The sequence below is a fragment of the Kineosporia succinea genome, assembly GCF_030811555.1.
GTDB lineage: Bacteria > Actinomycetota > Actinomycetes > Actinomycetales > Kineosporiaceae > Kineosporia > Kineosporia succinea.
The window spans coordinates 5,318,421-5,340,824 of sequence record NZ_JAUSQZ010000001.1 but is presented as its reverse complement, the minus strand read 5'-3'; the positions used below and the strand labels follow the sequence as shown (position 1 = coordinate 5,340,824).

16 protein-coding genes are annotated in these 22,404 nt (G+C 72.1%); 9 read left to right on the top strand and 7 right to left on the bottom strand.

From position 1 onward, the window contains the following. Positions 1–12: 12 nt before the first annotated feature. Complete coding sequence (locus tag J2S57_RS23190; protein WP_307246515.1) at positions 13–2,463, bottom strand: rhamnogalacturonan lyase; 2,451 nt, start codon at positions 2,461–2,463, stop codon at positions 13–15. Positions 2,464–3,228: 765 nt separating this feature from the next. Here J2S57_RS23190 and J2S57_RS23185 point away from each other — a divergent pair. From J2S57_RS23185 to J2S57_RS23175, 3 genes are all read left to right on the top strand, one after another. Next, positions 3,229–3,750 (top strand): hypothetical protein, encoded by a 522-nt coding sequence (locus tag J2S57_RS23185; protein ID WP_307246513.1) that lies wholly within the window; start codon positions 3,229–3,231, stop codon positions 3,748–3,750. An 84-nt stretch (positions 3,751–3,834) separates the two neighbouring features. Continuing rightward, entirely contained in the window at positions 3,835–4,392 is a 558-nt protein-coding gene (locus tag J2S57_RS23180; RefSeq protein ID WP_307246511.1) for a hypothetical protein, read from the top strand. Further along, a complete protein-coding gene (locus J2S57_RS23175) occupies positions 4,389–5,000 on the top strand; it encodes a hypothetical protein (protein WP_307246509.1) in 612 nt (203 codons plus the stop codon). The genes J2S57_RS23180 and J2S57_RS23175 overlap by 4 nt, the downstream gene beginning before the upstream one ends. Here the strand turns inward: J2S57_RS23175 and J2S57_RS23170 are convergent. The 5 genes from J2S57_RS23170 to J2S57_RS23150 all read right to left on the bottom strand — a co-directional run bounded on the left by J2S57_RS23170 (position 4,997) and on the right by J2S57_RS23150 (position 12,108). Then, positions 4,997–6,631 carry an amidohydrolase gene (locus J2S57_RS23170; protein ID WP_307246507.1) on the bottom strand — a complete coding sequence of 545 codons (1,635 nt, stop codon included), beginning with the start codon at positions 6,629–6,631 and terminating at the stop codon, positions 4,997–4,999. The genes J2S57_RS23175 and J2S57_RS23170 overlap by 4 nt on opposite strands. A 62-nt stretch (positions 6,632–6,693) precedes the next feature. Next, on the bottom strand, positions 6,694–7,431 hold the full coding sequence (locus tag J2S57_RS23165) for a hypothetical protein (protein WP_307246505.1): 738 nt from the start codon (positions 7,429–7,431) through the stop codon (positions 6,694–6,696). 197 nt (positions 7,432–7,628) lie between these two features. Next, positions 7,629–8,972: an aspartate aminotransferase family protein gene (locus J2S57_RS23160; protein ID WP_307246502.1), complete on the bottom strand. Its 1,344-nt coding sequence runs from the start codon at positions 8,970–8,972 to the stop codon at positions 7,629–7,631. Between the two features lie 11 nt (positions 8,973–8,983). After that, positions 8,984–10,498 (bottom strand): CoA-acylating methylmalonate-semialdehyde dehydrogenase, encoded by a 1,515-nt coding sequence (locus tag J2S57_RS23155; RefSeq protein ID WP_307246500.1) that lies wholly within the window; start codon positions 10,496–10,498, stop codon positions 8,984–8,986. Between the two features lie 77 nt (positions 10,499–10,575). Continuing rightward, a complete protein-coding gene (locus J2S57_RS23150) occupies positions 10,576–12,108 on the bottom strand; it encodes a GGDEF domain-containing protein (RefSeq protein WP_307246498.1) in 1,533 nt (510 codons plus the stop codon). 147 nt (positions 12,109–12,255) lie between these two features. Here J2S57_RS23150 and J2S57_RS23145 point away from each other — a divergent pair, with 147 nt between their 5' ends. The 3 genes from J2S57_RS23145 to J2S57_RS23135 are packed head-to-tail and all read left to right on the top strand — an operon-like array spanning position 12,256 to position 16,458. Next, the gene (locus J2S57_RS23145) at positions 12,256–13,833 is read left to right on the top strand and encodes a PucR family transcriptional regulator (RefSeq protein WP_307246496.1); all 1,578 of its coding nucleotides are present in this window, start codon (positions 12,256–12,258) and stop codon (positions 13,831–13,833) included. A gap of 42 nt (positions 13,834–13,875) precedes the next feature. Continuing rightward, entirely contained in the window at positions 13,876–16,119 is a 2,244-nt protein-coding gene (locus J2S57_RS23140) for a putative bifunctional diguanylate cyclase/phosphodiesterase (protein WP_307246495.1), read from the top strand. A gap of 12 nt (positions 16,120–16,131) precedes the next feature. Beyond that, positions 16,132–16,458 (top strand): DUF1905 domain-containing protein, encoded by a 327-nt coding sequence (locus J2S57_RS23135; RefSeq protein ID WP_307246493.1) that lies wholly within the window; start codon positions 16,132–16,134, stop codon positions 16,456–16,458. A gap of 127 nt (positions 16,459–16,585) precedes the next feature. Here the strand turns inward: J2S57_RS23135 and J2S57_RS23130 are convergent, their stop codons facing one another. After that, on the bottom strand, positions 16,586–18,811 hold the full coding sequence (locus tag J2S57_RS23130; protein ID WP_307246491.1) for an LLM class flavin-dependent oxidoreductase: 2,226 nt from the start codon (positions 18,809–18,811) through the stop codon (positions 16,586–16,588). A gap of 66 nt (positions 18,812–18,877) precedes the next feature. On the opposite strand from J2S57_RS23130, the gene J2S57_RS23125 reads away from it, so the two are divergent. The 3 genes from J2S57_RS23125 (at position 18,878) to J2S57_RS23115 (ending at position 22,404) form a co-directional block, all read left to right on the top strand. Beyond that, a complete protein-coding gene (locus J2S57_RS23125) occupies positions 18,878–19,231 on the top strand; it encodes a winged helix-turn-helix transcriptional regulator (RefSeq protein WP_307246489.1) in 354 nt (117 codons plus the stop codon). Positions 19,232–19,401: 170 nt separating this feature from the next. Beyond that, positions 19,402–20,106: a hypothetical protein gene (locus tag J2S57_RS23120; protein ID WP_307246487.1), complete on the top strand. Its 705-nt coding sequence runs from the start codon at positions 19,402–19,404 to the stop codon at positions 20,104–20,106. Positions 20,107–20,211: 105 nt separating this feature from the next. Then, positions 20,212–22,404: a RelA/SpoT family protein gene (locus J2S57_RS23115; protein ID WP_307246485.1), complete on the top strand. Its 2,193-nt coding sequence runs from the start codon at positions 20,212–20,214 to the stop codon at positions 22,402–22,404.

The following is a 22,404-nucleotide window of genomic DNA, read 5'->3' as shown; positions in this document are numbered from 1 at the left end:
GTCCCCTCTCACCTACCGCTTCAGCAGGGGCACCTTCGACCAGTCCGTGTCCGAGGCCAGGTAGAAGCTCGGGTACGACGGCTGGTTGTAGGTGGTCTGCTGCCGCGCCACCTCGACGCGGTACTGCGGGTCGGCCATCAGCGTGTAGAGCTTGTGGTTCGTCAGCTCGGTGCTGGTGTAGACCCGGATCGCCGAGCTGTCGGACGTGCGCACGAGCAGTTCCTCGCGCCAGTCACCGAACACGTCCGCGACCAGCGAGGCCGTGCCCTTGGTGCCGTTGTTCGTGCGGGTGCCCTCGGCGGTCAGCCGGGTGCCGCGCGAGGCGTCGTCGATCGTCGGGGTGACCTCGCCGGAACCGTTGAGGATCTGCGTGGTTCCGTCACCGGCCCAGCGGATGCTCTGGTTCGTGCCCGGGCTGGTGTTCGTCACCAGGTCGCCCTGGGCACTGTGCAGGCCGAGTGCGCCGGAACCACCCGGCATGCTGGCCCAGTTCTCGATCCCGGGCACGTCCGGGAGCACGTCGCCGATCATCCCGCGCCCGGTGTCCGCCCCCGAGTAGGTGCCGAAGAGCACCTCGCCGTCCGACGCGTCCCTCATCGCCATCCCGTAGGGCGCGTAGGCGCCGCCCTCGTGCACGGTGAAGATCTCGAGACCGGGCCGCGTGGGATCGATGTCGGTGACGTGCATGGCGTCTCCGTGACCGAGGCGGGCGCTCACCCCCGGGGTGGCGCTGCCCGCGGGCATGGTGTCGAAGGACGAGTAGAGCAGGCTGCCGTCGTGATCGACAGTGGCGCTGCCGTAGACGATTTCCTGCTTGCCGTCCTGGTCGACGTCGGCCGCGCTCAGGCTGTGGAAGCCCTGCGTGGTGAGCGTGCCGAACTCCTTGCTGGTGCCGTCGCGCCCGTGCGGGGAGTCGTTGAACGGGTTCGTCATCGGGGTCCAGCCGCTGTCTACGTACCAGTTCTCGGTGAGCTTCTTACCGTTCCAGCCGTAGGCGACCAGCGTGGTGCGGGTGTAGTAGCCCCGCGCGAAAACGGCCGACGGGCGCCTGCCGTCGAGATAGGCCACACCGGCGAGGAACCGGTCGACGCGGTTGCCCGGTTCGATGCGGGCCATGGCGTAGTCGCCCCACAGAAGTCCGTCGTCGGTGCGTCCCGGCTTGTAGTCGGTGGTTTCGAGTTCCTGTCCCGTCCGGCCGTCGAAGACCGTGAGGTACTCGGGCCCGTCGACGATGAAGCCCTCGAAGTTCCGCAGCTGGTTGCGGGCACTGCGGCTCGGTGCGTAGACGTCGATGAAATAGTCGACGAGCTTCTCGGCATCGGCTGTGCTGAGCGGGTATTCGTACTGCTTCTCGATGCCGAAGGCCTGTTCGAGGGTGGCGGGCCACTGACCTGATGTGACCTCGCGCCTCTGGCTCCAGCCCTTGAACAGCGTGACGAGATGGTCGTGATAGTCGGCCGCGCTCATCCGGTAGTCGTCGGAGTTCTTCACCCCGGCCTTCCTGTCCTTCGCCGAGATGGTCACGTACTTCTCACCTATCACCCGGCCACTCTTGTCGTAGCGGGTGATCCTGGTGCCCGGGGCGGTCTTGAACATCATCTCCGAGCGGCCGTCACCGTCGAAGTCGTAGACCAGGAACTGCGTGTAGTGAGCCCCCGCGCGGATGTTCACGCCCAGGTCGATGCGGTGCAGCAGGGTGCCGTCGAGCTCATAGGTGTCGATGAACACGTTGCCCGTGTAACCGACCTGGGAAACGTCCTTGGAGTTCGACGGGTCCCACTTCACCACGTACTCGTACTGCCCGTCGCCGTCCACGTCGCCGACGCTCATGTCGTTGGCGGAGTAGGTGTAGGCCTCCCCGGCCGGGGTCGTACCGCCCGCCGGGCGTTTCAGCGGCAGATCGACATGGCCGGTGTCCCAGGCCTTCACACTGGCCGAGCGGCCGTACTCCTGCTTGCCCCGCACGGGCACGACCCGGTACGTGGCCGTCCCGGTCGCCGAGCCGTCCTTGTCGAGGTAGTTCGTGCTGCCGGTGACCGTGGCCAGCTTCTTCCCGCCCCGGTACACGTTGAAGTTCGTTCCGGTCAGACCGGTTTCGGACGACCCGGTGGCCTCGTCGCCGAGCAGGCGCCAGCTCAGGAACACGCCTTCACTGGTCCTGGCGGCGATCAGGCCGCGGTCGAGCTTCTCGAGCTCGGCCTTCACCTGAGGCCGGGATTGCCGCACATCGTTCGCCGATGATCCGGCGGCCCGGTGCGAGAGGCCGGCGGCCTGGGCGGAGGGGCCGGTGGCCTGGGCGAAGGGGCCGGTGGCCTGGGCCGGGAGGCCGGTGGCCTGGGCCGGAAGGCCGATGCCCCGGGCCGAGAGGTCGGTGGCCTGGGCCGAGGGTCCGGTGAGCATCAGACCGGCGGCGCAGGAGGCTGCCAGGGCGGCCCTGACCAGGCGTTTCGTGCGGGGACTCATCGTTGGGTCTCCTCCGACAGATGCTGAATCGTTTCAGACTGCGCGAGTCAGCTTGACCCGGGCATTTCGGTCATGTCAATGGCCGTCGGCCGATCCGGGTCTTTCGAAGGGGGGACGCGTCGGCCGGCCCGGCCGGGGACACGGCCGCAACCAGCCTGCCGGGCCACGCGTTGGTCCGGGCCGGCGGGCACGCGCCGGTCGGGTCCGGCGCGCCCCATCGGTCCGGCCCGGTCCGGTCAGGCCCGGCCCGGCCCGGTCTGGTCCAGTCAGGTCTGGTCCAGTCAGGTCTGGTCCAGTCAGGTCTGGTCCAGTCAGGCCTGAGCCAGTCAGGCCTGAGCCAGTCAGGCCTGAGCCAGTCAGGCCTGAGCCAGTCAGGCCTGAGCCAGTCAGGCCTGACCGACCGGGTGCGGCGACGGACGCGACGAGCCCGGCGCTCGGGCACGGGCGTACGGGCACGGGCGGGCAGGTCTGGGTGGACTCGGGGGCACGAGGGCCCGATACGCGGCGAATGTGGGTGACGGCCCTCATAGGCGTCCCGGGAGCGGGTGGGCACGCTGCGATGATCGACGCGTCCGGCGCACCGCCCGGGCAGCCCGGGTGCGCGCACGGGCAGCTGCGCAGGTGCCCGCGGGGATCTGCCGCCTTTCCGGGCGATCGGGGTCAATCGGGGCACCGTGTCCCTGCCATGCTTTCCGAACCCGGACGCAGGGTTCCGGACGAGGAAGGGGAACGAACGTGCGGGTTATACCGGCGGCCCGGTGCGCCATGGCCGTCTCGATCATCGGGCTGGTGCTGGCCGGATGCAGCGGCGGCTCCTCCGACGACGCCTCGCCGGCGCCGTCCGCGTCGAGCAGCGTCGCGGGCTGGACCGTGGACGCGACCCAGGACGCGGCCTGGACCCAGTCCCTGGCCGACCTGAGCACGCAGAGCGAGACCGCCAAGGGCGAGGCCCAGATCCAGCTCCGCACCGAGGTCGGCACCGTCGCCCGCGAGATGGGGGCGGCCGGTGGGCCCGACGGCATCGGTCACGTCGTCTGCGTGGCCCTGCCGGTGCAGATGAAGACCCTGTCCGGCCGCATCGCCGACGACCAGGAGCAGCTGGCGCAGTACCTGGGGGCGTTCGTCGACAGCGTGCTGGTGGAGGCCTCGGCGGGTGAGGCGCGCAGCTTCGCCGACGCCCAGCTCGACGCCAAGGTCCGGGCCGAGTGCCCGGACGTGCGCCAGGACGTGATCGACGCCACCGGGGTCACGAGCCTCGACGACCTGTACGAGGCTGCGGGGAGCTGACTTTTCACTCGCCGTCAGCGGCCCGGCGCGCAACGCCGGGCCGCTGCGGTGGTCGTTCCGAGAGGGGATGAGATGATGTCTGCCGTGGTGACCAAACGCGCGGTTCTGGCTGTGTCGGCGGCACTTTCACTAGGCGGCCTGATGCTGTCCGGCTGCAGTGGCGAAAGTGCCGACAGCGGTGGGGAATCCGCGGCACCGGTGGCCAGTGCCAGCCCGGAGTCCGGTGACTACGAGAGCCAGGTCGAGGAGCTGACCGGCCGGATGGACTCGCTCGACAGCCTCGACGACCTGACCGAGATCGCCGAGCTGCAGGAAGAGCTCGGCAGCGTGGTCACGCAGTGGGCCGCCGGCACCGGGCCGACCGGCCTCGGGCACCTGGCCTGCGAGGTCATGCCGAGTCAGCTGCAGGCCGTGAGCAAGTCCGACCCCGCCGACCAGGCCAAGCTGATGGGCCTGAGCTGGCTGGCGCCGGTCGTGGCCGCCGCGGGCGGCGGATCGGCCACCGACGTGGAGTTCGGGCACGTCCGGCTCGACGCGCAGATGCGGGCCGAGTGCCCCGACGTGCGCGGCGAGGTGCTCGCCGCCACCCGCGTCGCCAGCATCGACGACCTCTGGGACCAGACCCAGAACGTCAGCCCGTGACCCGTCCCGCCGTCGCGTTCGGTCTCGTCCTCACGGGCCTGCTGCTGGGCGCCTGCACCACCGGCGACCCCGACATCCCGTATCCGTCGTCGGCCTTCGAAGACCGCTCCCCCAGCCCTGACCCCACGGTCGAGAGCACCTGGAACGTCGGCAAGGCGCAGGACCGGGCCTGGAGCGCCGAGCTCGCCGAGATCTCGACGACGATGAAGAAGATCAAGCCCGCGGTGGAGGCCGACCACGCCACCGCCCTGCGGGCCTACGGCGACCTGATCGACCGCACCAACGCCGTGCTCTACGACATGGCCACCACCGCCGGCATCGCGGGCATGGGCCACATCGGCTGCGAGGTGTTCCCGGTGCAGCTGCTCACGCTGCCCGCCGACTACCCGCCCGAGAGGGCGGCCCGCAACCTCGGCATCTTCTGGGCCGCCCCGATCGCCGACGGTGGCGCCGACGACGGCACGTTCGCCGACGCCCAGTTCGACGCCCGGGTGCACGAGGAATGCCCCGACGTGCGTCAGGACGTCCTCGACGTCACCGGGCTGGACTCGCTCGACGACCTGTACGACTACTCGGTCGAGGAGAGCCCGGCGCCCGAGGTGGTCTAGCGGCTGAACACGACCCGGCCGTCCACGAACGTGAGATCAACCGTGCACCGACCGATCTCGTCCACCGCAACGGCGAACGGGTCACGGTCGAGCACGACCAGGTCGGCGCGGTGCCCCACGGCCAGGGTGCCGGTGTCGTCGCGCCGGTTCACGTAGGCGCTGCCCGAGGTGTAGGCCGCGAAAGCCGTGTGCGCGTCGATGCTCTGGCCGGGCCGGAACGCCGGCGCGGTGCTGCCGAGCGTGCGCCGGTTGACCGCGGTGTGGATGCCCAGCAACGGGTTCGGGCTGCTGACCGGCCAGTCGCTGCCCGCCGCCAGCCGCGCACCGGCACGGTGCAGGTCGCCGAACGGGTACTGGTGCCCGGCCAGGCCGCCACCCAGGAACGGGATGGTCAGCTCGTCCATCTGCGGTTCGTGCGCGGCCCAGAGCGCCTGCAGGTTCGCCGTCGCGCCGAGTTGCGCGAATCGGGCCACGTCCGAGGGGTGCACGACCTGCAGGTGGGCGAGATGGGGCCGGGTGTCGCGGAATCCGTTGGCGGCACGGGCGGCGGCGATCGCGTCGAGGGCCTCACGCACGGCCCGGTCGCCGAGGGCGTGGAAGTGCACCTGGAAGTCGAGGGCGTCCAGCGCCGTGACGTACTCCCGCAGCTTCAGCGGGTCGACGAAGCTCAGTCCACGGTTGGCGGTCGCGTGCCCGCAGGAGTCCCGGTAAGGCACGGTCATTCCCGCGGTGAAGTTCTCGGCGACCCCGTCCTGCATGATCTTGACGGTGGACGCGTCGAGGCGGCCGATCCTCAAAAGGTCGCGCCGGGCGGTCAGTTCGGGGATCTGCTCGGCGCCCCGGTCGCGGTCCCACCACAGCGCGCCGACGACATCGGCGGTCAGGAGATCTCTTTCGGCGGCGGTGCAGTAGGCGTCGGTCACGTCGGGGTAGCCGTTGGTGGCCGAGAGCATGGCGTCCTGCCAGGCCGTGATCCCGAGCGAGTGCAGCAGTTCCTGGGCCCGCAGCAGCCCGGTGAGGCGGTCGGCGGCGGTGGCCTTCGGGGCGATGTCCGCGACCAGCGACACCGCCCCCTCCTGCAGCGCACCGACCGGGTGGCCGTCCGCATCCCGGTTGATCACCCCGTGCGCCGGATCCGGCGTGCCGCGGTCGATCCCGGCCCGGCGCAGGGCGGCACTGTTCACCCAGGCACCGTGGTGGTCGCGGTTGAAGAAGAACGCGGGACGCCCACCGGTGACGTCGTCGAGCAGCTCCGCGGTGGGCACGCCGCCCGGGAAGCTCTCCATCGACCAGCCGCCGCCGAGAATCCACTCCACCTGCGGATGGGCGTCCGCGTAAACCTTGATCAGCCGCCGGTACTCCCCCAGGTCGGTGGTGCCCGACAGGTCGCACTGCCCGAGCTCGAGGCCGCCGAACACGGCGTGGACGTGCGCGTCCTGGAAACCGGGCAGCAGCGCCCGCCCGGCCAGGTCGACGATCTCGGTCTTGGGGCCCACCGCGGCGGTGGCCCCCACCCCGAGGGCGACGATCCGGCCGTCCCTCACCGCCAGCGCCGAGGACTGCGAGCGGGCGGCGTCGAGGCAGTGAACAGGGCCACCGGTGAACACGAGATCGGCGTGCGGGTCGGTCATGGGCCGAGGATACGGACTGCCGGCCGGACCGGCCCCCGCGTGCCGGTCCGGCCGGCCCGCGGCTACTTCGTGAAGGGCCAGCTCCCGACGGTCGTGCCCCGGGTCCCGGAGCCGCCCTCGGTGGTGAAGTCCAGGTCGGTGTCGTCGTCCGGCCCGATCTTCGAGACCTCGACGGCCCAGCTGGAGGTGCCGTCGTAGGTGAGCTCGCCGGTGGCGTGCTTCACCGTGACGTCGGTGGCCCCGGGCGCGTACACGACGACCGCCCCCGCGACCGCCTCGTCCGTGGGCTCGCGGTAGCGCAGGAACACCGCCTCCGCGTTGCGCACGATCGAGTCTTCGATGGCGACCTGCTCGCTCGCGGCGTGCATCGGCGTGAAGTCACCGGCGTCACCACCGGCCGGGGCGAGGAGGAACATCTCGTTCCAGAAGGGCTCGCCCCTGCCGTCGAGCCGCGTGGGGTACACCGCCACCGCGTACCGCACCTGGCCGACCTCGCCCAGGGCCGTGATGTCGACCAGAGCCGGCGATTCCAGCTGGTACCGCTTGCGGCCGGCCCTGACCTGCCGGGCCACGATCTCGCGCAGCTGCGCCACCGTGCCCGGGTCGGAGGCCACCGCCGCGCTCACCTTCTCACCGGAAGACCCCACCGAGACCGGCGTCGCCTCCGCCGGGACCGTGACCGAGTTCGAAGCCGAAGCCGTGGGCCGAGCCGAGGCCTCACCGCCGCTCTCGGACGTGCACGCACTCGTCAGCAACACCGTGACCGCCGCCACCGCCAGCGCCGACCGTAGGTTCCCCACCCGCATCCTCACCACATCCGCTCTCGTGAGCGCGTCTTCACGCGCCGTCACCGGATTCGCCGCGGACCGCGCCCGTGCCCCCACGCGGCGGTCCGTCACCCCGGTGATCTTCCCTGGAGAGTACGGAAGGCTCCCGATAAATACGACCGGACCGGGACGGGGCCGACCCGGGAGGTCTCCCGGATCGGCCCGGCCCGCTACACCGCCGCCCGGGCCGAGGTCAGCGCCGCGTCGAGCGCCGCCAGCCCTTCGTGGGCCTGCTCGTCGGTGAGGTTGAGCGGAGGGACGACGTGCACGCGGTTGTAGTTCGCGAACGGAAGGAGGCCCTGGGCCCGGCAGGCCCGGAGCAGGGCCGCCGTCGCCGGGCTGCTGCCGCCGTACGGGGCCAGGGGTTCCCGGGTCGTGCGGTCGGCCACCAGCTCCAGCGCCCAGAACGCCCCGGTGCCCCGCACTTCGCCGATCCACTCGTGCCGGTCCGCCAGCTCCCGCAGGCCGGGGCCGAACACGTCCTCACCCAGCCGGGCCGCACGGGCGACCGTTCCCTCGTCCTCCATCGTGCGGATCGTCGCCACCGCCGCCGCGCACGCCAGCGGATGCCCGGAGTAGGTCAGGCCGCCGGGATAGACGCGCTCGGTGAAGGTCTCGTGGATCGCGTCACTGATGGCCACGCCACCCAACGGCACGTACCCGGAGTTGACGCCCTTGGCGAAGGTCAGGAGGTCGGGCGTCACCCCGAAATGCTCGATCGCGAACCACTTCCCGGCCCGGCCGAAGCCGGACATCACCTCGTCGGCGATGAGCACGATGCCGAACCGGTCGCACAGCTCACGCACCCCGGCCAGGTAGCCGGGCGGCGGCACCATGATCCCGGCCGTGCCCGGGATCGACTCCAGGATGATCGCGGCCACGGTCGAGGGTCCCTCCAGCGTGATCACCTGCTCGAGGTGGGCCAGCGCCCGCTGGGACTCCTCCTGCTCGGTGGTCGCGTGAAAGGCGCTGCGGTACAGGAAGGGCCCGAAGAAGTGCACCGTGCCGGACGAGGCGTTGTCGTTGGCCCACCGGCGCGGGTCGCCCGTCAGGTTCACGGCCAGGTGCGTACCGCCGTGGTAGGAGCGGTAGGTCGAGAGCACCTTGTGCCGGCCGGTGTGCAGCCGGGCCATCCGCACCGCGTGCTCGTTCGCGTCCGCCCCGCCGTTGGTGAAGAAGACGTGGTTCAGGTCGCCCGGGGTGTGCGAGGCGATGAGCCGCGCCGCCTCCGACCGGGCGCCGTTCGCGTAGGCCGGGGCGACCGTGCACAGCGCCGCGGCCTGCTCCTGGATCGCCGCCACGATGCGCGGGTGCTGGTGGCCCAGGTTCGTGTAGACCAGCTGCGAGGTGAAGTCGAGCAGCCTCTGCCCGTCACCGTCCCAGACGTAGGGGCCCTCGGCCTTGGTGATCACCATCGGGTCGAGCGCGCCCTGCGCCGACCAGGAGTGGAACACGTGGGCGCGGTCGAGCTCGTAGGTGCGCCGGGCGTCGTGGGTGCCGTCGAGATCGGACATCGCCGCACCCCCTAGTCGTTCTGCGGGAAGCCGAGCTGCAGGCCCCCGGACGGACGGTTGGCCGGGTCGATCCAGCGGGTCGTGACGACCTTGCCCCGGGTGAAGAAGTGCACGCCCTCGACGCCGTGCGCATGGGTGTCGCCGAACAGCGAGCGCTTCCAGCCGCCGAACGAGTAGTAGGCCACCGGAACCGGAACCGGCACGTTGACGCCGATCATGCCGACGTTCACGTCCTTCTCGAAGCGGCGCGCGGCGCCGCCGTCGTTGGTGAACACGGCCGTGCCGTTGCCGTAGGGGTTGGCGTTGATCAGCTCGACCGCCTCGGCGTAGGTGGCGACCCGCACGACCGAGAGCACCGGGCCGAAGATCTCCTCGCGGTAGATGTCCATGTCGGCGGTGACGTTGTCGAAAAGCGTCGGCCCGAGCCAGAACCCGTCGGCCTCACCGCGGGCCTGCACCGTGCGCCCGTCGACGACGACCTTGGCCCCCGCGGACTCGCCGTCACCGATCAGGCCGGCCACCCGGTCGCGGTGCGCCTTGGTGACCAGGGGGCCCATGTCCGCCTCGCGATCGAAACCCGGCCCCCCGTCACCGATCAGCAGCGTTCGGGTGCGTTCCGCGACCCGGGCGACCAGGTCGTCCGCAATGGAGTCGACGGCCACGAGAACGCTGATGGCCATGCAGCGTTCGCCCGCACTGCCGTAGCCCGCGCTCACGGCGGCGTCGGCGGCGAGGTCGAGATCGGCGTCAGGCAGCACCACCATGTGGTTCTTCGCCCCACCGAGGGCCTGCACGCGTTTGCCGTGCCTCGAGGCGGTCTCGTAGACGTAGGAGGCGATCGGCGTGGACCCGACGAAGCTGATGGCCTGCACGTCGGGTGAGGTGAGCAGCGCGTCGACGGCGACCTTGTCGCCCTGCAGCACGTTGAACACGCCGTCGGGCAGACCGGCCTCCTTCCACAACCGCGCCAGCCAGATCGACGAGGAAGGGTCCTTCTCACTGGGTTTGAGCACCACGGCGTTGCCGGCGGCGATGGCCACGGGGAAGAACCACATCGGGACCATGGCCGGGAAGTTGAACGGGCTGATCACGCCGACGACGCCCAGGGGCACGCGCTTGGAGTGCACGTCGACGCCGGTGGAGGCCCCCTCGGTGTGGCCACCCTTGAGCAGATGGCTGATGCCGCAGGCGAACTCGACGACCTCGAGGCCGCGCGCGACCTCGCCGAGAGCGTCGGAGAGCACCTTGCCGTGCTCGGCGGTGATGATCGCGGCGAGTTCGGCCCGGCGGGCGTTGAGCAGCTCACGGAAGGCGAAGAGCACCTGGGTGCGGCGGGCCAGCGAGGTGTCGCCCCAGGCCGGCTGGGCCCGCACGGCGGAGGCGATGACGGCGGCGGCGTCCGCCTCGGAGGCCAGGGCGACGCGTCCGCTCTCGGCGCCGGTGGCGGGGTTCGTGACCGGGGCCCACTGCTGGGACGAGCCGGTGAAGGCGCGGCCGTCGGCCCAGTGCGTGATGTCTGCGCTCATCCGGGCATGGTGCCGGTCCGGAGCCATGATCGCAGCCTGCACTCCGTCGGCGTTCGGCCCGATTCCCGCACAGAGTGTCAGGCCACCTCGACCGTGACCGCTGCCAGCACGGTGCGATTACGGCCGGACCCCTTGGCCTCGTAGAGCGCGGTGTCGGCCTGCTGGAGCAGGGTCGCCGCGTCGTCGGTGCCGTTCCAGCGGGCCACGCCGATCGAGCAGGTCTGCTGGTAGGGCACGAGGCGGCGCAGTTCGTCGAGCACGTGCAGGCCCTCCTCGACGCCCGAACAGCTCAGCGCGACGGCGAACTCCTCACCGCCCCAGCGGGCGATCCGGCCGGTCGGGCCGACGGCCACGCTCCAGGCCCGGGCGGCCTCCCGCAGCAGCTCGTCACCGGCCTGGTGGCCGAAGGTGTCGTTGTAGCGCTTGAAGTGGTCGAGGTCGAGCAGCCCGACGAGGAGCATCCGGCCGCTCCCGCGGGCGGCGGCCATGGTGCGGGCCAGCTCGAAGTCCCAGGAGCGCCGGTTGGCCACGCCGGTGAGCGGGTCGGTGCGGGCCATCAGCGCCATCTGCTCGGACTGCCGGCGCAGTTCCTGCAGCAGGTCGTAGATCCGGGCGATCACCATGATCAGCAGGAGGAGCGAGCCGATGCCGAGCAGCACGGCGCCCTCGTACTCGCCGAACGACATCCGGGTGATGAGCACGGCCAGGGGCATGCCGGCCGCGAGCGCGAGCACGGCGAGCCGGGGCACGGTCAGGCCGCTGCCGTCGATGGCGGGGGCGCGCACCACCTCCCCGCCGCGCCCGGCGCAGACGGCCGAGGCGCCGACGAAGGCGTAGAAGCAGGCCCAGACCATGTTCATCCAGCGCGGGAAGTCGGTGCTCCCACCGGTGAGCAGGATGACGTTCATCGAGATGTCGGCGACCAGTGAGCAGCTGATCGCGGCCACGACCCAGTAGGCCACGGCGGACCGGCCCGGGCTGGCGACGAGCAGGCGGGCGACGAGGAAGACGAGCAGCACGTCCATCAGGGGGTAGAGGCTGCCGGTGATGCGGGAGGCGACGGTCTCGGAGGTGTCGGCGAGCAGGGGCAGGATGACGAACACCAGCGCGAGCACCGCGGCGGCGGCGGTGACGATGGCGGCGTCGAGCATGCCGCCGAAGGGTGGGCGGTGATTGCGCTGCCGGTCGAGGGCGACCACGCCGCAGGCGGTGAACAGGTACGAGCTGATGTAGAGCACGTCGACGGGGGTGGCCCAGGCGTCGCCGTCGCCGAACTGCAGCACGCCGGAGTAGATCTCACCGGCCAGGGCGGCGGTCTGCATGGCCAGGAGCCAGTACCAGGGGCGGCGGGCGTGGACGGGCAGGCGGCTCACGGCGAACACGAGCAGGCCGCCGGACGTGGCCACGGACAGCGTGTAGATCACGACGGCGAGGTCGCGCGCCGGGTCGAGGAAGGCCAGGGACAGGATCAGCACGGCGCTGGGCGTGCCCGCCAGGCAGGCCGCCCGCAGGCTCGTTCTCGGCCCCGGCATGTGCAGGTTCTCGGCCGGGCGGGCCGGGGCTGTCAGTGTCGCCGGGAGATTGACCGGTTCGGCCCCGCGTCCGGTCACCGAGAGCGAACCCCTCGTGCGGACGCGGGGTCCCGGGCGGTCTCTCCGGCCAGAACACCGGTGCCCCGGGCAGAACGTCGGTGCCTCGGGCCGGACGGCGGGCCTCTCCGGGCCAGGAGGGCAAGGTCTGGGGCAGAATGCGGAGGCGTGCCCCACCTGAGCGTCGCCGACGTGCTGCAGCTGCCGGTCGTGCGGCAGGGCGGCCCGGTGGTGCTGGCCGGCCACGCCGGGCTGGAGCGGCCGCTGCGCTGGGTGCACGCGACCGAGCTGGCCGACATCGCACCGCTGCTGCGGCCCGGTGACCTGGTGCTGACGACCGGCGTCGGGCTGCCGGCCGACGACGCCCTGGGGGACTTCGCCCGGAGCCTGCACGAGGCCGAGTGTGCCGGGCTGATCGTCGAGTACGGACGCCGCTGGTACGGGTCGCTGCCCGCCGCCCTGGTCGGGGCGTGCGGTGAACTGGATCTGCCGCTGGTCGCCCTCACCCACGAGACCCGGTTCGCCGCCGTGATCCAGACGGTGGGCGAGCTGGTGGTCGACCGGCAGCTCGCCGAACTGCGCGATGCCGAGCGGGTGCACGAGACGTTCACCGAGCTGAGTTCGGGCGAGGCCGGGCCCGCGGAGGTGCTGGACGCGGTCGGCCGGCTGGCGGCGGCGCCCGTGGTGCTGGAGAACGAGCAGCACCGGCCGCTGGACTTCCGGCCCGGGCCGGACGGGTCGCACGGGTTCCTGGACGGCTGGCCCGCCCGGTCGGCGCGGGTCGTGATCACCGGGCGCACCGGCTGGGACGAGGGCAACGGCTGGCTGGTCACCCGGCTCGGCACGCGGGAGCGGTCGTGGGGACGCCTGGTGATCGGCTCGCCGGAGCGTCCGCCGCAGCGGCTGGTCGCGGTGGCCGAACGGGCCGCCGCGTCGCTGGCCCTGCACCGTCTGCACGACCGCGACCGTGACAACCTGACCCGCCGCCGGCACCACGAGCTGCTGGTCACGCTGCAGGCCGGGCCGCCCTCCGACGAGGTGCTGCGACGCTGCGAGCTGGCCGGGCTGCCGGTGGAGCGGCGGCGGTTCGCCGGGCTGGTGTTCCGCCCGGCGCGGGTCGGGGCCGGGCGGCCGGACCTGGACGACGTGGTGGCCTCGGTGGTGCACAGCGCCCGGGTTCCGGTGCTGGTGTGCGAGATCGACCGGGAGGTGCGGGTTCTGGTGTCGATGCCCCACTCCGCCGACGAGGGGGCCACGATCGACCGGCTGGCCGAGCGGGTGGCGCAGCGGCACGCGGTGGTGGCCTGCGCCGGGCGGGCCGTGTCGTCACCCGACTCCATCGACCGCACGCTGCTGGAGGCCCGGCAGGTCGCCGACTCGCTGAGCACACCGGGCCAGGGCCCGCGGGTGCACCGGCTCGAGGACGTGCACCTGCGCGGCCTTCTCACCCTGCTGGGCACCGACGACCGGCTGCGGCTGTTCGTGGACCGCGAGCTGCGGGCGCTGCGCGAGTACGACGCCACCGCCGCGGCGCCCCTGACCCCGGTGCTGCGCGCGCTGCTCGAGCACCCGGCGGGCAAGTCGACCGCGGCCGCGGCGCTGCACCTGTCGCGGGCCGCGTTCTACGACCGGCTGGCCCGGCTGCAGAAGGTGCTGGGGCTCGACCTCGACGATCCCGGCATCCGGGTCTCGCTGCACGTGGCGCTGGTGGCCGACGAGCTCGCGCGGCGGCGCCCGGAGGGGTGAGACGCCCTTCACCCGGCCGGGGCCGGGGCCGACGACACAGCCATGCGTCTCGACGCCGGGCGGCGTTTCCTTCTCGTCGCGGCCCTCGCGCTCGGCGCGTACTGGCTGGTACCGGCCGGGATCCCCCGGTCTGTCCTGCAGGCCGCGATCATCGCCGGCTCGGCCGTGGCCGCCCTGGTGGCCGCCCGGCTGGACCGCGAACGACGGCACGTCTGGCTGGCTCTCGCGCTGGCGATGCTCGCCGGGGCCGTCGCCGACTCGATCCAGGCCGGCTACCTGGCCCGCGGCGAGGCGCTGCCGTCCCCGTCGTGGTGCGACCTGTTCTGGACGGTCAAGTACGTGATGGCCGGTGCGGCTCTGGTGATGCTGCAGCACCGGCGCCGGTTCGACGTGGCCGGGGTGCTCGACACCGCCGTGATCACCGCCGCGGGCGGCCTCGTGCTCTGGGTCACCGGCTCGAGCCCCCTCACCGGCGGCCTGACCGGCGCCGAGCAGCTCGCCCTGATCTTCCCCCTGGCCTCGTTCGCCCTCCTGGCCCTGGCGATGTCGCTCATCACCTGCTCCCCCCTGCCCGTGAACGGACTGGGCGTGGCCGCCCTCGTGGTCGGAGTGGTCGCCGGGCTGGTGGGCAACGTGCTCTACGGGGCCTCCGGGATCCTCGTCACGCCGCAGCAGCGCTGGTACGAGTCGCTGTACCTGGTCGGTGTCGTCGCCTGGGGCTACGGGTCACTGCGCTCCGCCACCGCCCCGGCCCCCGCCGCCAACCGGGAGGCCCGGGCGTTCTCCCCGGTCCGGCTGCTCCTGACCAGCGGGGCGCTGATGGCCGTGCCCGCGATGCTGGTGTACGACAAGTTCCACGACTCCGAGCTGAACCACGTGCCGCTCGCGATCTTCCCGAGTTTCCTGTTCCTGCTCGTGCCGCTGCGGATGTCGCTGGCCACCCGCGAGCTGAATGCCTCGACCCGGCAGCGCGACGCCTATCGCGACGACCTCGTGCACCAGGCCGCGCACGACCCGCTCACCGACCTGCCCAACCGCGCCTACCTGATGGAGCTCCTGGCCGCCCAGCTGCAACGGGCCCGGCGCAACGGCACGACCACCGCCGTGCTGTTCGTCGACCTGGACTTCTTCAAACGCGTCAACGACCAGCTCGGGCACGCCGCCGGCGACGAGGTGCTGCGCACGGTCACCGAGCGGATGAAGGGCGTGCTGCGCGCCGGGGACGTGATCGGGCGGCAGGGCGGTGACGAGTTCGTGGTGCTCGTCGACCCGGTGCCGCCCCCGGCCGAGCTGATGGCCGTCGCCGACCGCCTGGTGCGGGCCGTCAGCGAGCCGATCATGACCGCCGGCGGCAAGGCCTCGGTGGGCGCCAGCATCGGCATCGCACTGTGCCGCGACGGCCGGACCGATCCCGAGAAACTGCTCCAGGACGCCGATCTCGCCGCCTACCGGGCCAAGAGCAACGGACGCGGGCGGGCCGAGGTGTTCGACATGGCGCTGCGCACCGAGCTCGAGGCCCGCGCCAAGCTGGAGGCCGACATCCGGGCCGGGCTGGCCGACGGGCAGTTCGAGCTGCACTACCAGCCGGTGATGAGCGTGGCCACGGGCAGCCTGCGCTCGTACGAGGCGCTGATCCGCTGGAACCACCCCGAACGCGGCCTGGTGCCCCCGGCCGGCTTCATCCCGCCCGCCGAGGAGAGCCTGCTGATCTGCGAGATCGGCCGCTGGGTGCTCGGTACCGCGACCCGGCAGCTGGCCGGGTGGATCTGGGACGATCCCGAGACCCATCGCGGCGTGACCGTCTCGGTGAACATCTCGGCCCGGCACCTGGCCTCGCCGTCGCTCGTCGACGAGGTGCGCCAGGCCCTGCACGAGAGCGGTCTCGAGGCCGCCCGGCTGGTGCTCGAGATCACCGAGACCGCCCTGATGGACGAGCCCACCGCCGACGCCCACCTGCGCGACCTGCGGGCCCTCGGCGTCACGGTCAGCCTCGACGACTTCGGCACCGGTTACACCAGCATCGGCCAGCTGCAGAAGCTCCAGGTCGACACCCTGAAGATCGACCAGAGCTTCCTGCACGCCGACGACACGCCCACCCAGGCCCTGGTCGAGCTCATGGTCACCGCCGCCCACGCGTTCAGCCTCGACGTGGTCGCCGAGGGCGTGGAGACCCGCGAACAGCTCGACCGGCTCGCGGACATCGGCTGCGAACTCGCGCAGGGGTACTACCTGGGCCGGCCCAAACCGGCCCGCGACACCGTGGTGCAGGCCGAGAGCCTGAGCTGAATACTGCTCGTCGTGGACTTCCGCTTCGAGGCCGAGCTGATCGAGTGGCGCGGCCCGGCGCCCTACTACTTCCTGCCGATCCCCCCTGAGATGGTGGACGCGGTGCGCGAGGTCGCGGCCGACGTCACCTACGGGTGGGGCATGGTTCCGGTCGAGGCGACGATCGGCGCGAGTTCCTGGGAGACCTCGCTGTGGCCCCGCGAGGGCGGCTACCTGCTGCCGGTGCGCAAGTGGGTGCAGAAGGCGCAGACGATGGACGTCGGCGAGACTGCCACGGTCGGGATGCGGGTGGTCTCGCGGGGCGGTCGGGCGGCGAACGGGACCGGCCCGACCATGTGATCAGGTCTCCCGGCAGCGCAGCACCGCCCGCGCCGGTGACTGGGCCGGAGTCTGCGGCGCCGCCCCCGGGCGGCCTGGACCGGGCCGTTGCCCGACGGTTCCCGATCCCGGCCGGCCCCGAGCCGGTTCAGGCCGGCGGGACGAAGAAGTTGTCCCGGAATAGCCCGGTCGGGTCGTAACGGCGCTTCAGCTCCCGCAGCCGGGACAGGTGCGCCGGCGGGAAGGCCCGCTCCAGCGCCGCCGGGCCGGTGCCGGTCTCGAAGCTCAGGTACAGGCCCTCGAAGTACGGCAGCAGACGGTCCCAGTACCGGTCGAAACCGGCCGGGGCCGAACCGAACGCCGCCACCGAGAAGTTCGCGTCCCGCCAGGCGTAGGCCGTGGCGTCGGCGGGCACGTCGGCGACCGCCCCACCCACCGCCCGCACCGAGAAGAAGTACGAGCCCCCGGCCGCGAGCATCGCCTCGACCTCGCGCCCGAACGCCGGCGTCAGGTGCCCGATGTTGCCGGAGTGCGAGAGCGGCTCGCCCTGCGCCTGCTGCGGCGCGTCGCTGACGAAGGCCCCGATGACCTCGTCGTAGGTGGTCAGGGCCACGGACTGGTCGAGCAGCGGCGCGATGTCGGCGATCGGCTGCAGGATCCCGACGATCGTGTCCGGGTCGGAGGAGTTCACCAGCAGCATCGCCTGGGCCACCTGCCGTCCACCGCGCGGCGGGCCGAGGATGACCTGCCCGGTGACGCGCCGGTCGGCCGCCTCGATCGCCGCACCCCAGGCCGTCAGGAAACCGGGCACGTCGGCGGCGTCGAAGACCAGCTGGGCGAAGGCCACCTTCTCGACCGGCCGGGCCTCGAACGTGAACGACACCGCGACCCCGAAGTTGGCCCCGGCCCCGCGCACCGCCCAGAACAGGTCCGGGTTCTCCTGCTCCGAGGCGTGTTTCACGGTTCCGTCGGCCAGCACCACGTCGACCGAGCGCAGCAGGTCGACGGTCAGGCCGTGCTCGCGGGCGAACCAGCCCACCCCACCGGCCGTGGCCAGACCCCCGACCCCGACGCCACCGTAGTCACCACTGGTGATCGCCAGCCCGTGCGGCGCGAGTTCACGGGCCACGTCCACCCAGAGCGCACCCGGACCGACCCGTACCAAAGCGCCCGCCGCGTCCACCATCTCGACGCGATTGAGGGCGCCGACGTCGATGACGAGACCGCCCTGGTTGAGCGAGCGCCCGGACAGCCCGTGCCCGGCGCTGAAGATACCGAGCGGAACGTCCCGGTGGGCGCTCGCGAAAAGCACCGCGTCGGAGACCTGCTCGATCGACTGCGGCCTCAGCACGAGCCCCGGGGCACCTCCCCGCAGATACCCGGAGCGGTAGCGCGCATAGGCCGGGTCGGCGGGCTCGACGGCCCGCTCGGCCAGCGACGACGGCACCCCGTCGTAGTCGATGCCCTCGGCCCGCCGGGCCTTCTGGGCCGCCGTTCGCACCGACACCACCTCGGCCACGCCGCTCGCCGACCGGGCCGCAGCCACCCGCTCGCGCACCACCGGCACGACGTCCGCCGAGAAGGCCTGCAGCACGCGCGGATCGTCACTGGCCAGGATGAAGGTGCTCGCGCCCTCCTCGAGGGCCAGGCGCACCAGGTCGTCGGCGGTCTCGTTCGGCGAGATGTTCAGCAGGCGAACGATCTCGGCCGGGTCGCGCCCGGCGGCCCGGGCCTCCTCGTCGAGAATCTTGTTGCCCGCCGCCAGGTCTCCGGGCTTCAGGTACGGCAGCGAGGGCAGCCAGCCGTCACCCTGCCGCCCGGTCAGGCGCAGCATGCGCGGCTTGTACGCGCCGATCCACACCGGGATCGTGTGGGCCGGCGCCGGTCCCCGCTTGGCCCCGTCCACCCGGTGGAACTCACCGTCGACCCGCAACGGCCGCCTCTCCCCCGCGTCCCAGATCCCCCGCATCACGTCGATGGCCTCGGACAGCGCGTCGACCGCCTGACCGGGCGTGAGCCGCCGGCCGCCCATCCCCTCGACCGCGTCCCAGAACGCCCCGGCCCCGAGGCCGAGACTCACCCGGCCGCCACTGAGCAGATCGAGACTGGCGGCCGATCGGGCGAGCACGGCGGGCGGGCGCAGCGGCAGGTTGAGCACGTTGCCGGACAGGTGGATGCGCTCGGTGCGGGCCGCGACCCAGGTCAGCAGCGTCCAGGTGTCGAGGAACCCGGCCTGGTAGGGATGGTCCTGGAAGGTCACCAGGTCGAAGCCCAGTTCCTCGCTGAGCACGGCCAGCTCGCCGGGACGGGAGGCGTTCGCGGCCGTGGGGGTGATGAAGGTCCCGAACCGGATCGGGTGGCCGTAGTCAGGCATGCGCACCAGCTTTCGCTGCGGGCGGAGCGCCTGGCAACCACGATGTTAGTGACTTACCTTGGGTGGGTGGAAACTCCTTTCGGTCCCCCGATCGACGACGAGGCCTGCGACCGTTCCTCGCTGGCCGAGATCACCGCCGTGTTCAGCAAGCGCTGGACCGGGGGCGTGCTGCTCGCCCTCAGCCGCGGCGCCGACCGTTTCGGGCAGATCGAGGGCATCGTCACCGGCATCTCCGCCCGCATGCTCTCGGCGCGGCTGCGTGAGCTGGAGCACCACGGCCTGGTCGCGCGGGTGGTCACCCCGACCGTGCCGGTCTCGGTCCGCTACTCGCTCACGGCCCGGGGACGCGTCGTGCTGGCGACCATGCAGCAGCTCACGCCCCAGCCCGGTCGTCTTGAGGACGCCTCTCACGTCGCCTGACGCGATGGCCGGGCACACCATCCCGGCTCCTGATCGCCATCAGCCGATCAGAGGGCGCTCGCCTCGGCCTTATCCCTCATTCTTCGCGCCGGGGGAACTCGACCGGCGATTCGATCTCCCCGCCACCCTGACACTGAGCGGTGTCATTTTGGAATGCGGGAAGGCTGACCATGATCCGGGCACTGACCAGGGCATCCGTCGCGGTGCTGGCTTCCGTCGGGCTGGCCGTCGGCGGGGTGGCCGGGGCGGGCCCGGTGCGGGCGGCCGACGCCACCGGCGCGAGCGTGAAGGTCGCGAACGGCACGGCCAAGCTGGGCGGTGGGTGCATCCAGCTCCGCACGACGATCCGGCCGCCGGCCGGGGCCACGTCCTGGGACGCGACCACCGAGGTCGACGAGACCACGGGCAGCGGCTACTCCTCCGGCAGCACCGACGCCCCGGCCACGGGCACCCTGCAGCACTGCCCCACACTCGAGGGCGTCGGCCGGTTCCACTGGACCTCCACCCTCACCTACCGCACCGGGGACAGCGACACCGAGTCCACCGCGTCCTTCAGTGGCACCTACACGATCGCCAAGGCCCGGCGCACGGGCACGCTGAAGATCTCCGACCGCACCCCCAGGTACGGCCAGAAGGTCACGTTCCGGACGTGCATCCCCGGGCCGCGGTACGTCGACTACAAGCTGCAGGTGCAGGTCGGCAAGACCAAGATCGAGACCTCGCCCGCCCTGACCACCGGCTCCCGGGGCTGCGACAGCCTCTCCGCGGTCTGGCCGAAGTCGAAGCTGGTGCCGAAGTACCGCCTCTACGTCCCGGGCGAGGACACGATCAACCGCTACGTCGGCCCGTGGCTCACCGTCCGGGGTCACGCCTGACCCATGGCGCCGCGCCTCTGCACGGTAAGGAAACGATCACTGGTGCCTGACGATCCGGGAGAGAGAAAACTTCACCCGCCCGGCGTGCGTGCCGATCGGACCCGGGTGGGTTCAGAAATCGGGTCGGGCGACGCCTTTGTCACCGCCGCCGTCGCCGACCTGGACCAGGCCGTCGCGCACTGGGACGAAACGGCCCGCGCCGAGCTGACCAAGGCCGTCCGCTACGGGATCCTCGCGCACACCGGGCAGTTCCGGCGCAGCGGCGAGCCCTACATCACCCACCCGCTGGCCGTGGCCACGATCGTGGCCGGGCTCGGGGCCCAGCCGGTCACGGTGATCGGCGCGGTGCTGCACGACACCGTCGAGGACACCTCGGTGACCCTGGAGGACGTGCGGGAGGAGTTCGGCCCGCAGGTCGCCGTCCTGGTCGACGGCGCCACCAAGGTCGCGGCCGTGCGCGGCGACCACCCCGACCGCACCGAGGCCGAACGGCTGCGCAAGCTGTTCGTGGCTCTGGCGGCCGATCCCCGGGTGGTCACCATCAAGCTGGCCGACCGGCTGCACAACCTGCGCACGATCGGGTCGCTCCCCTCGGCGAAGGCCGCCCGGATCGGCCGGGAGTCGCTGGCCATCCACGGCCCGCTCGCCCACCGTCTCGGATTCGCCCTGATGAAGGCCGAACTCGAGGACCGGGCGTTCGCGGTTGCGCTGCCCGACGAGTACCTGGAACTGCGCGCCGAGCTGGTGAACCGTCCTCACCTGGAGGACACCCTGCAGGAGGCGATGACGGCGCTCGACGCGCACCTCAACGCCACCGACGGATCGACCGGTCGCCACCGGCACCAGATCACCGGCCGGATCAAGCACCTGTGGAGCATCTACCGCAAGACCCACGTCTCCGGCCGCGACCTGGAGAGCCTGCACGACCTGATCGGCGTGCGGGTGCTCGTCGACGACGTGGAGGACTGCTACCGGGTGCTCGGCCTGGTGCACGCCCTGTGGGAGCCGGTGCCCGACCGGTTCAAGGACTACATCGCGCGCCCGAAGTTCAACGCCTACCGCTCCCTCCACACCACCGTGCTGCTCAACGGCCGCATGGTCGAGGTGCAGGTGCGCACCCACGAGATGCACACCGCGGCCGAGAACGGCAGCGCCGCCCACCACGCCTACAAGCACGAGACCGGCACCGAACCGCAGTGGCTGTCGCGGGTTCTCGACTGGCACGACGACAGCGTCGACGACACCGAGTACCTGTCCGCCGTCGCCGGTGAACTGCGTTCCGAGGAGATCTGGGTGCTCACCCCGCGCGGTGACGTGATCTCGCTGCCGGCCGGCTCGTCGGTGGTCGACTTCGCCTACGCGGTGCACTCGCAGATCGGCGACCGGGTCTCCGGAGCCCGGGTCAACGGCGCCCTGGTGCCGCTGAGCACCCGCCTGATCAGCGGCAACACGGTCGAGATCATCACCCGCCGCACCACCGGCCCGTCGCTGGACTGGCTGGAGTGGACCGTGACGGCCCGGGCCCGGCAGCGCATCCGCGCCTGGCACACCCGGCAGCGCCGCGACAGCGACCGGGCCAGCGGCGAAGCCGCTCTGGTGCAGCTGCTCTCGCGCAAGCGGGTGCTGCCCCGGGCCCAGGCCGAGTCCGCGCTGCTGCGGGCGACCGGGCTGGACTCGCTGGAGGCCCTGGCCGAGGAGGTCGGCGCCGGCCGGATCGAGCTGGAGACGCTGGCCGAGGCGCTGGCGTCCTCCGCGTCCTCCGTGTCGTCGGCACCGGCCACCGCGCCGTCCACCCCGGCGCCGCGCAGCGCTCCCGCCGACGACGAGACCCCGCCCGGACCGGCTCCCACGCCCGCCGGGGTGCCGCTCCTGCACGTGACCGCCCCGGGCCTGACCGGTGTCACCCTGACCTGGCCGGGCTGCTGCCACGCGGTGCCGGGACGCGGTCTGCTGGGCGTGCTCTCGCGCACCCGGGGCATCGTCGTGCACGCGTCCGACTGCCCGCAGGCCCTGGCGTCCCTGGCCAAGGACCCCGCCCGCAACGCCCGCCTGGCCTGGGTGCGGGCCGGCTCGCACCTGTCGATGATCGACCTGGTCTGCGAGAACACGCCGGGCATGGTGGCCCGGGTGACCGTGGCGCTCGCCGGCGCCGACTGCGACATCGAGGCGTCGTCGTCGTACATCGGCGAGGACGGCGCCGGGCACCAGTCGTACGAGGTGGTGCACCACACCAGCCGGGCCGAACTGGTCACCCGGCTGCGGGAACTGCCGGGGGTGCGCTCGGCCCTGGTGCGCTGA